At 72.5% G+C, this 9,292-nt stretch carries 7 protein-coding genes; 2 read left to right on the forward strand and 5 right to left on the reverse strand.

The features are described from left to right. Both E7Z54_RS14095 and E7Z54_RS14100 read right to left on the reverse strand, forming a co-directional pair. Positions 1 to 1,381: acetyl-CoA carboxylase biotin carboxylase subunit (locus E7Z54_RS14095; protein ID WP_136434721.1), on the reverse strand; the 1,381-nt coding region annotated here is incomplete at its 3' end. A 23-nt stretch (positions 1,382 to 1,404) separates the two neighbouring features. Beyond that, positions 1,405 to 2,991, reverse strand: coding sequence for a carboxyl transferase domain-containing protein (locus E7Z54_RS14100; protein ID WP_136434722.1), 1,587 nt, complete (start codon positions 2,989 to 2,991; stop codon positions 1,405 to 1,407). Between the two features lie 71 nt (positions 2,992 to 3,062). Between E7Z54_RS14100 and E7Z54_RS14105 the strand changes: the two genes are divergently transcribed. Further along, on the forward strand, positions 3,063 to 3,632 hold the full coding sequence (locus E7Z54_RS14105; RefSeq protein WP_136434724.1) for a TetR/AcrR family transcriptional regulator: 570 nt from the start codon (positions 3,063 to 3,065) through the stop codon (positions 3,630 to 3,632). A 147-nt stretch (positions 3,633 to 3,779) separates the two neighbouring features. On the opposite strand, the gene E7Z54_RS14110 is transcribed toward E7Z54_RS14105, so the two are convergent. After that, a complete protein-coding gene (locus E7Z54_RS14110; RefSeq protein ID WP_136434726.1) occupies positions 3,780 to 5,420 on the reverse strand; it encodes an acyl-CoA dehydrogenase family protein in 1,641 nt (546 codons plus the stop codon). 54 nt (positions 5,421 to 5,474) lie between these two features. On the opposite strand from E7Z54_RS14110, the gene E7Z54_RS14115 reads away from it, so the two are divergent. Beyond that, positions 5,475 to 6,203, forward strand: coding sequence for a PaaX family transcriptional regulator C-terminal domain-containing protein (locus tag E7Z54_RS14115; RefSeq protein ID WP_136434728.1), 729 nt, complete (start codon positions 5,475 to 5,477; stop codon positions 6,201 to 6,203). A 3-nt stretch (positions 6,204 to 6,206) separates the two neighbouring features. Here the strand turns inward: E7Z54_RS14115 and E7Z54_RS14120 are convergent, their stop codons facing one another. Continuing rightward, a complete protein-coding gene (locus E7Z54_RS14120) occupies positions 6,207 to 6,941 on the reverse strand; it encodes an SWIM zinc finger family protein (protein ID WP_136434730.1) in 735 nt (244 codons plus the stop codon). After that, the coding region (locus E7Z54_RS14125; RefSeq protein WP_136434731.1) for a DEAD/DEAH box helicase at positions 6,938 to 9,292 on the reverse strand (2,355 nt) is incomplete at its 5' end. The genes E7Z54_RS14125 and E7Z54_RS14120, both read right to left, overlap by 4 nt.

The following is a 9,292-nucleotide window of genomic DNA, read 5'->3' on the forward strand; positions in this document are numbered from 1 at the left end:
AGGCCGCGGCCTGCGCCCGATGCCAGGCCCACGCGGCCAGCTCCCGCGCCGGAGCGGGATCCGGGGCCGGCACCTCGGTGCGGTCGAGCCACGCGGTGTCGATGCTCGCGTCACGGAACGCCGCGCCCGCCGCCAGCTCGCGCAGGAAGCCGGTGTTGGTGGTGAGGCCCAGGACGACCGTGTGGTCCAGCGCAGCGACCAGGGCGAGTCGCGCGGCCTCGCGGTCGGGACCGTGGACGACCACCTTGCCGAGCATCGGGTCGTACGACGTGCTCACGATCTGGCCGCTCTCAAGGGCGTGGTCGACGCGGGCCAGGCTCTCCGGCCACTGCACGAGGGTCGCCCGGCCGGCTTGCGGGAGGAACCCGCCGAACGCGTCCTCGGCGTAGACCCGAGCCTCGATCGCATGACCGTCGAGGGTGACGTCCGTCTGGCTGAAGCCGAGCTCGGCGCCCGCGGCCACCCGCAGCTGGAGCGCCACCAGGTCGGCTCGCTGGCCGCCGATACGGACCGCCTCCTCGGTGACCGGATGCTCCACCTGCAGGCGGGTGTTCATCTCCAGGAAGTAGAACTCGCCGGACGTCGCGTCGAGCAGGAACTCCACAGTGCCGGCGTTGGCGTAGCCCACGCTCGCCGCGAGTTTGGCCCCCGCATCGGTGATCGCGGTCCGCTGCTCGGAGGTGAGCGTGGGCGCCGGCGCCTCTTCGAGCACCTTCTGGTGACGGCGCTGGGTGGAGCAGTCGCGCTCATAGAGGTGCACCACGTTGCCGTGGGCGTCGCCGATCACCTGCACCTCGATGTGGCGGCCGCGCTCGACGTACTTCTCGATCAGCATGGTGTCATCGCCGAAGGCGCCGGCGGCCTCGCGCTTGGCCGCGGCGATCGCGGGTTCGAGGTCGGCGGCGGAGTGGACGACGCGCATGCCCTTGCCGCCGCCACCCGCGGCCGCCTTCACCAGGACCGGGAACGCGAAGCTCTGCGGATCCTCGTCGAGCCGGTACGACGGCACGACCGGCACGCCGGCCGCGACCGCGATGTCGCGGGCTGCGTCCTTCCGGCCCATCCGCTCGATCACTGACGGGCTCGGCCCGACCCAGGCTAAGCCGGCGTCGGTCACGGCTCGGGCGAAGGCCGCGTTCTCGGACAGGAACCCGTAGCCGGGGTGGATCGCGTCGGCGCCGGCCTCCTTCGCGGCGGCGAGCACGGCGTCGGCGTCGAGGTAGCTGGTGACCCGGACGGCGTCGTCCGCCTCGCGGGCGTGCGGTGCCTGAACGTCGAGGTCGGTGTGGATCGCGATCGTGCGAGCCCCCAGGGCGCGGGCGGTCCGGAAGACCCGTCGGGCGATCTCGCCGCGGTTGGCGACGAGGACTGAGTGGAACATCGTGCCCAGCCTTTCCGGTGGAGTCACATGCGGAAGACGCCGTAGGACGGCGTCGGGGTCGGAGTCGTCGAGGTGACGTCCAGTGCCATGCCCAGGACCCGACGGGTGTCAGCGGGGTCGATCACACCGTCGTCCCACAGGCGGGCGGTGGCGTAGTACGGCGATCCCTGGGTCTCGTACTGGTCCCGGATCGGCGCCTTGAACGTCTCCTCCTCCTCGGCGCTCCACTCGCCGCCGCGCGCCTCGATGCCGTCGCGCTTCACGGTCGCGAGCACGCCGGCGGCCTGGTCGCCGCCCATCACCGAGATCCGCGCATTGGGCCACATCCACAGGAACCGCGGGTCGTAGCCCCGGCCGCACATGCCGTAGTTGCCGGCGCCGAAGGACCCACCGATCACGACGGTGAGCTTCGGCACCACCGAGCAGGCGACGGCAGTGACGAGCTTCGCGCCGTCGCGGGCGATGCCGCGGTTCTCGTACTCGCGCCCGACCATGAAGCCGGAGATGTTCTGCAGGAACAGCAGCGGGATCCCACGCTGGTTGCACAGCTCCACGAAGTGCGCGCCCTTGAGCGCCGACTCGCTGAACAGGATGCCGTTGTTGGCCACGATGCCGACCCGGTGGCCGTGGATCCGCGCGAAGCCGCAGACCAGCGTCTCGCCGTACAGCTGCTTGAACTCCTGGAGCCGGCTGCCGTCGACCAGGCGGCGGATCACCTCGCGCACGTCGTACGGCGTCCGCGTGCTGGTCGGGACGACGTCGTAGATGCTCTCCGGCGACTCGTGGGGGTCCTCCGGGTCGGCGACGTCCGAGGACCGTGCCTGGTCGGGCAGGGTCGCGACGATGCCCCGCAGGATCTGGAGCGCGTGCGGGTCGTTCTCGGCGAGGTGATCGACCACCCCGGACCTGCGGGCGTGCACGTCGCCGCCTCCCAGGTCTTCGGCGGAGACGACCTCGCCGGTCGCGGCCTTCACCAGGGGCGGCCCGCCGAGGAAGATGGTGCCCTGGTCCCTGACGATCACCGACTCGTCCGACATCGCCGGGACGTAGGCGCCGCCGGCCGTGCACGAGCCCATCACCGCGGCGAGCTGCGGGATGCCGCGGGCCGACATGTTGGCCTGGTTGAAGAAGATCCGGCCGAAGTGCTCCTTGTCCGGGAACACCTCGTCCTGCATCGGCAGGTACGCGCCGCCGGAGTCGACGAGGTAGATGCACGGCAGCCGGTTTTCCGCGGCCACGGTCTGCGCCCGGAGGTGCTTCTTGACCGTGACCGGGTAGTAGGTGCCCCCCTTCACCGTCGCGTCGTTGGCGACGACCATGCAGTTGCGGCCCTGCACCCGGCCGATCCCGGCCACTGCGCCGGCCGACGGAACGGCGTAGTCGTCGCCGGGCTCGCCGTACATGCCGTAGGCGGCGAGCGGGGCCAGCTCGAGGAACGGGCTACCGGGGTCGAGGAGCCGGTCGACCCGGTCTCGGACGAGCAGCTTGCCGCGGCCGGTGTGCTTCTTGCGGGCGGACTCGCTGCCGCCCTCCCGGACCCGGGCGAGGCGCTCGCGGAGGTCGGCGGTGAGCTCGCAAAGGGTCGGCTCGATGCTGGTCGTCTCGCTCACGCGAGCAGGTTAACGATCATTAACCACCTCTGTAAAGCCCCGCCTCGGTGAACGACCGCTAACCTGCTCGCGTGAGCGAGACCAGCCGACGCGAGCAGATCCTCGCCACCGCGGCCGACCTGTTCGCCGCGCGCGGCTTCCACGGGGTGTCCGTCGCCGAGCTCGGCGCGGCCTGCGGGATCTCCGGCCCCGCGCTCTACAAGCACTTCGCGTCCAAGCAGGCGATGCTGGCCGAGATGCTGGTCTCGATCAGCGAGCGGCTGCTGGAGGTCGGGCGCGAGCGGGTGGCCGCGGGCGACGGCGACCCGGGCGCCGCCCTGCGCGGCCTGGTCGACTGGCACGTGGAGTTCGCTCTGTCGCGGCGCGCGCTGATCGTCGTACAGGACCGGGACTGGGAGTCGCTGCCCGAGGATGCCCGCGAGCAGGTACGGCGCCTGCAGCGCTCGTACATCGAGCTGTGGGCCGAGCAGCTCCAGGCACTGCGGCCGGGACTGTCACGAGCAGCGGCCCATGCCGGCGCGCAGGCGGCGTTCGGGCTGCTCAACTCCACCCCGCGGGCCGGTCACGACATCCCGGACGCCGAGCTGCGGGAACTGCTGGGATCCATGGCGCTCGCGGCGCTGGGGGTCCCCGCCCCCTGACCGCCGAGTTGTGACTTCCTGACCGCCGAGTTGGGACTTCCCGGGGGCCGAATCAGGAGCTCACCTGTACGACGCCGCCCCGTCTCCCAACTCAACGGCCCGCAAGTCCCAACTCGGGATCCACCAAGTCCCAACTCGGCGGGCGAGCTAGAACCCCGGCGCCGCCCGCTCCAGGATCGGGTCCAGGTCGAGACCGGCGGGCAGCGTGCCGAAGGCCGAGCCCCAGTCCCGACCGAGCCTGCTGGCACAGAAGGCGTCCGCGACGGCACCGGGCGCATGCCGCAGCAGGAGGCCGGCCTGGAACACCACAGCGAGCTGCTCGACCAGGCGGCGGGCGCGGAGCTCGATGTCGGCCATGTCGCTGGAGATGGTCAGCTCCTTCTTGAGCGAGACCAGCGCGTCGTCGTACCGCCTGTCGGCGCCGAGCGCCAGCTCCGCCTCGGCGAAGAAGGCGTCGAGCGTGTGCGGCTCGCGGCCGATGGCTCGCAGTACGTCGAGCGCGGCCACGTTGCCGGAGCCCTCCCAGATCGAGAGCAGCGGGAGCTCGCGGTAGATCCGCGCGAGGTCGAAGTCCTCGGTGTAGCCGTTGCCACCGAGGCACTCGAGCGCCTCGGCGGCGACGGCCGGGCCCCGCTTGCAGACGTAGTACTTGGTGGCCGCGAGGGCGAGTCGACGGAGCGCGGCCTCGCCGTCATCGCCACGGATCGCGCGGTCGTTGGCACCGGCGAGGCGCATCATCGCGGTGGTCGCGGCCTCGGACTCGAGCGCGAGGTCGGCGAGCACGTTGCGCATCAGCGGCTGGTCGATGAGCAGCCTGCCGAAGGCGGAGCGGTGCTGGGCATGGTGCGTGGCCTGCACGAGCGCGGCGCGCATGCCGGAAGCCGAACCGATCACGCAGTCGAGACGGGTCATGTTGACCATCTCCACGATGGTCTTCACGCCGCGGCCCTCCTCGCCGACGAGCCAGCCGGTCGCGTCGTCGTACTCGAACTCGGAGGACGCGTTGGACTTGTTCCCGAGCTTGTTCTTCAGCCGCATGAATCGGATCGGGTTGGCCTCGCCGCCCGGCAGCACGCGCGGCAGCAGGAAGCACGACAGCCCGCCGGGCGCCTGCGCGAGGGTGAGGAACATGTCCGACATCGGGGCTGAGGTGAACCACTTGTGACCGCGGATCACATAGGACCCGTCGGTCTCCGTCGTCCGCGGCGTCGCCGTCGTGGTGTTGGCGCGGACGTCGGAGCCGCCCTGCTTCTCGGTCATCGACATCCCGGCGATCAGGCCGAGCTTGGTGTCGGGGTCGCGCAGGCCGAAGTCGTAGACACGGTTGGTCAGGAGCGGCTCGAACCTCGCCGACAGCTCGGGGCTCGCGCGCAAGGCAGGCACCACCGCGTAGGTCATCGAGATGGGACACCCGTGCCCGGCGTCGACGTTCCAGGCGTAGAACTTCGCCGCGCGCGCGACGTGCGCACCGGGTCGGTCGTCGGCCCAGGGAGCGGCGTGGATGCCGTGGCTGATGGCGGTCTCCATCAGGCGGTGGTACGACGGCACGTACTCGACCTCGTCGATCCGCCGGCCGTACCTGTCGTGGGTGTGCAGCGTCGGCGGCACCCGCTCGGCCAGACGCCCCCACGCCTGCGCCTCCGCGGTCCCGGCGAGCCGGCCCAGCCGGTGGATCTCCTCCAGCGCCCAGCCCGCGCCCTCCCGCTCGATCCCCTCCAGCAGCGCGGGGTCGGCGGCCGTGTCGTGGTCGACGAGTGGCGGGACCTGGTTGGTGACCTCGTGCGTCATGCCGTCACATTACAGATCGCGCGCCAGTCGTGTCGAGATCTGTAGCATGACAGGGTGTCCGCCGTGCCGATCGAGATCGCCCCGCTCTCCGCGCGGTCGGTGGTGCTGAGCCTGCTCCTCGGCTCCCACCCGGACCGGATGAGCGCCGCCGCGCTGACCCGCGCCGGTCGGTTGTTCGGGATACCCGACTCCACGCTCCGGGTGGCGCTGACCCGGGCTGTCGCGGCCGGGGACCTGCGCCGCGCCGCCGGTGCCTATGTGCTCGGCGATCGGTTGGCCCATCGCCAACAACACCAGGACGAGGCGGTGCTCGACGCCGAGACGGCCTGGGACGGCACCTGGGAGATGGCGGTCGTGGTGGTGAGCGGGCGACCTGGAGCCGAGCGCGCCGCGCTGCGCGACCTGCTGGCCGCTCACCGGCTCGCCGAGCTGCGCGAGGGGGTCTGGACGCGGCCGGCGAACCTCCGTCGACCTCGGACCTACGCCGACCACCCGGTGCTGGCGACCTACCTCGCCCAACCGGACGGCGACCCGGCCAGGCTGGCCGCCGAGCTGTGGGACCTGGACACCTGGGCGCGGCACGGCCGCGAGGTGGTGCGCCTGCTCCGCCACACCGGGGACCCCGCCGAACGACTGGCGGTCGCCGCCCACCTGGTCCGCCACCTCACGAGCGACCCGCTGCTGCCGGCCGAGATCCTCCCGGCCGACTGGCCGGCCTCGGAGATGCGGGCCGACTACGCGTCGTACCAGGAGGAGCTGCGAGCGCTGGCGCTCGGGGACTGACCCTCACACCAGGCCGTCGGGCAGCTCGCCACCGGCCTCGAACAGCTCGAGCGCCCGGCGCGCGCGAAGTGCCGCGTCGACTGCGATCTCGACGTCGTCGGCCAGCTCGGCGGTGGAGAGTCCGGAATCGGCGTCGGGAAGGTCCCAACCCGGCGCCCCGGAGGTCCCAACTCGGCGTCCGGGAAGTCCCAACTCGGCGTGGTGGCGAAGGGCGGCCATCAGCGCCTCGCGGTCCAGCCCGCGGAGTGCGAACAGGACGAGCGGGTCGGCGTCGACCAGCCAGCCCACCTGGGTCAGCATCGCGACGGCGTGCGAGCACGGGTCGATGTAGTGCGGGCAGGTGCAGGTCGCGGCGAGCTCGCCGCCGTACGGGAGCAGCTCGACGCCGGCCTCCTCGGCATGCTCGACGAGGTCGTGGGGGAGCTCGCCGGCCAGGAGCGACGCGATCCGCCCCGCCTCCGCGGCGACCACGTCGACGAGCGCGTTGCGGGTGTCGTCGTCGAAGGTGGGTACGACGGCCTGGACCGTCCAGGCGTCGTCGCCCTCGCGGACGGCGGCCAGCAGGGTGCCGGCGCCGACGCTGATCCCGCCGACCTCGCCGCGCCGTGCCAGGGTGCGACCAGGGCGGAGCTCGGCCTCGGAGTAGGCCGACTCCTCGACGGCCCGCTGCCACGCCTTGCCCCACCACGACCGGACCCCGCCGCGGGCGGGCGCCTGGCGGGCGAAGGTGGTCCTCATGCCTCCACCCGCTCGGCGGTGCGCTCGTCGAGGAGCGCCTGCCGGCGATGCTCCCTGCGCAGGCTGACGAGGTCGAGGAGCTCCTCGTTGCTGAGCTCGGTCAGCGCGGCGTCCCCGCGAGCCAGCACGGCGTCGGCGAGCTGGCGCTTGCGTTCCAGCAGCTGGGCGACCCGCTCCTCGATGGTGCCGCGGGTGACCATCCGGTGCACCTGGACCGGCTTCGTCTGGCCGATCCGGTAGGCGCGATCGGTGGCCTGCTCCTCGACGGCCGGGTTCCACCAGCGGTCGAGATGGATCACGTGGTCGGCCCGAGTGAGGTTGAGCCCGGTGCCGCCGGCCTTGAGGGAGAGCAGGAACACCGGCACCTCGCCGGCCTGGAACCGCCGCACCATCGCCTCGCGCTCCGACACCGGTGTGCCGCCGTGGAGGAACTGGTAAGGGACGCCGGTGGCGGCGAGGTGCTGCTCCACGAGCCGGGCCATGGCGACGTACTGCGTGAACACGAGCACCGCGCCGTCCTCCGACAGCACCGTGGCCACCAGCTCGTCGAGCAGCTCCAGCTTCTCGCTCCGCCCGGTGAGACGCACCGCTCCGGACTGCTTGAGGAACTGCGCCGGGTGGTTGCAGATCTGCTTGAGGCCGGTCAGCAGCGCCAGCACGAGGCCGCGGCGCCCCGGGTCGTCTGCGGGCAGCTTCTCGATCCGCTCCATCGAGTCGCGCACGAACGCTTCGTAGAGCACGACCTGCTCGCGGGTGAGCCCGAGGAGATGGTCGGTCTCGGTCTTGGGCGGGAGCTCGGGCGCGATGCCCGGGTCGGACTTCCGGCGCCGCAACAGGAACGGGCCGATCAGGTCGGCGAACTGGAGCGCCTTGGTGGGCTCGGTGCCCGACTCGATCGGCGCCGCCCAGACCCGGCGGAAGGCCTGGCGGCTGCCGAGCAGCCCGGGCACACACCAGTCGAGGATGGACCAGAGCTCGGTGAGGTCGTTCTCGACCGGCGTGCCGGTGAGCGCGACCCGCGCCCGGTTGGGCAGCTGCCGGAGCGTCCGGGCGGTGGAGGTGCGGGAGTTCTTGACGTGCTGCGCCTCGTCCGCGACGACCAGGTCCCACTCGACGGCGGCGAGCGCCTCCGCGTCGCGGCGAAGCGTGCCGTAGGTGGTGAGCACGAATCCGTCGAGACCGTCCAGCGACCGGGCTCCCCCGTGGAAGCGCCGGACCGGCACGCCCGGGGCGAACCGCTCGATCTCGTCCTCCCAGTTGCCGAGCAGGCTCGCGGGGCAGACGACGAGCGTCGGGCCGCCTCCCGAGATGCCCTGCTCGAGTCGGTGCAGGTGCAGCGCGATCAGGGTGACCGTCTTGCCGAGGCCCATGTCGTCGGCGAGGCACGCGCCGAGGCCCAGGCCGGTGAGATCGGCCAGCCAGGTGAGGCCGTGACGCTGGTAGTCGCGCAGCCTCGCGGCGAGGCCGGCCGGCTCGGCCAGCGGATCGCGGGTCGCTGCCGCCAGCAGCTGCTCGCGCACCTTGAGGAGACTGGCCCCGACGACCACCTGCTCGGTGGCCGGCCCGTCCTCCCCCGACACCGACGCCGGCAGCTCGGTGACCCCGGTGAGCGCAGCAGCCAGCGCCTGGGCGCCGCTCGCCTTGCGGATCAGGCGCTTGCGTGCGCGCTGGGCCGTCATCGGGTCGACGACGGTCCATGCCCCGCGCAGCCGGATGACCGGGCTCGCGGCCTGCGCCAGCTCCGCGAGCTCCTCGTCGGTCAGGGGCTCGCCGTGGAGCGCGACCTGCCAGGAGAACGAGAACAGCCCCTCCGCCGAGAAGGGGCTGTCCTGGAGCGGCAGCTCCGGGTTGCGCTCCTTCTCACCGGGCTTCTCAGCCCGCCCGTCCCGACGGTCGAGCACGGCGCGGGTCGTCAGCTCGGGGCCGAGGGACCTGGGCCAGTGCACGTCGGCACGGGCCTCGCGGAGCGGGCCGACGCGCTCGAGAAGGCTGGCGATCTCCTCGCCGTCGAGCGTGATCTGGTCGGGGACGGCCAGGGCGAGCAGCCGATCGAGCACCGGCCACGCGTCGGCGGCCGCGCGCAGCGCGATGCTCGCGTGGATCCGCGCTCGCGGCCCGAACCCGTGCACGCCCTCGTCGGCGGTCCAGAGCAGGGCGGCGTCGCAGACGTGGAGCGGGTCCCGCTCGTCATGCACCTGTACGACGACCCGGACCGTGCCGGCGACCAGCTCCTCCTCGTCCGCCTCGACGCGCAGCGACACCCGCACCAGCTCGGGCAGGACGCCGGTGCCCTCGGTCCGGGTCCCGCGCGCGGCCCGCTCGGCCAGCCGGCGACGGACCCGCTCGGTGAA

The sequence above is a fragment of the Nocardioides sp. genome, assembly GCF_004803405.1.
GTDB classification, from domain to species: Bacteria; Actinomycetota; Actinomycetes; order Propionibacteriales; family Nocardioidaceae; genus Nocardioides; species Nocardioides vastitatis.

Bases quoted from the DNA above. Each gene is read 5' to 3' on its own strand.
- E7Z54_RS14120 (WP_136434730.1), bottom strand. From the start codon at position 6,941: ATGAGGACCACCTTCGCCCGCCAGGCGCCCGCCCGCGGCGGGGTCCGG.
- E7Z54_RS14110 (WP_136434726.1), bottom strand. From the start codon at position 5,420: ATGACGCACGAGGTCACCAACCAGGTCCCGCCACTCGTCGACCACGAC.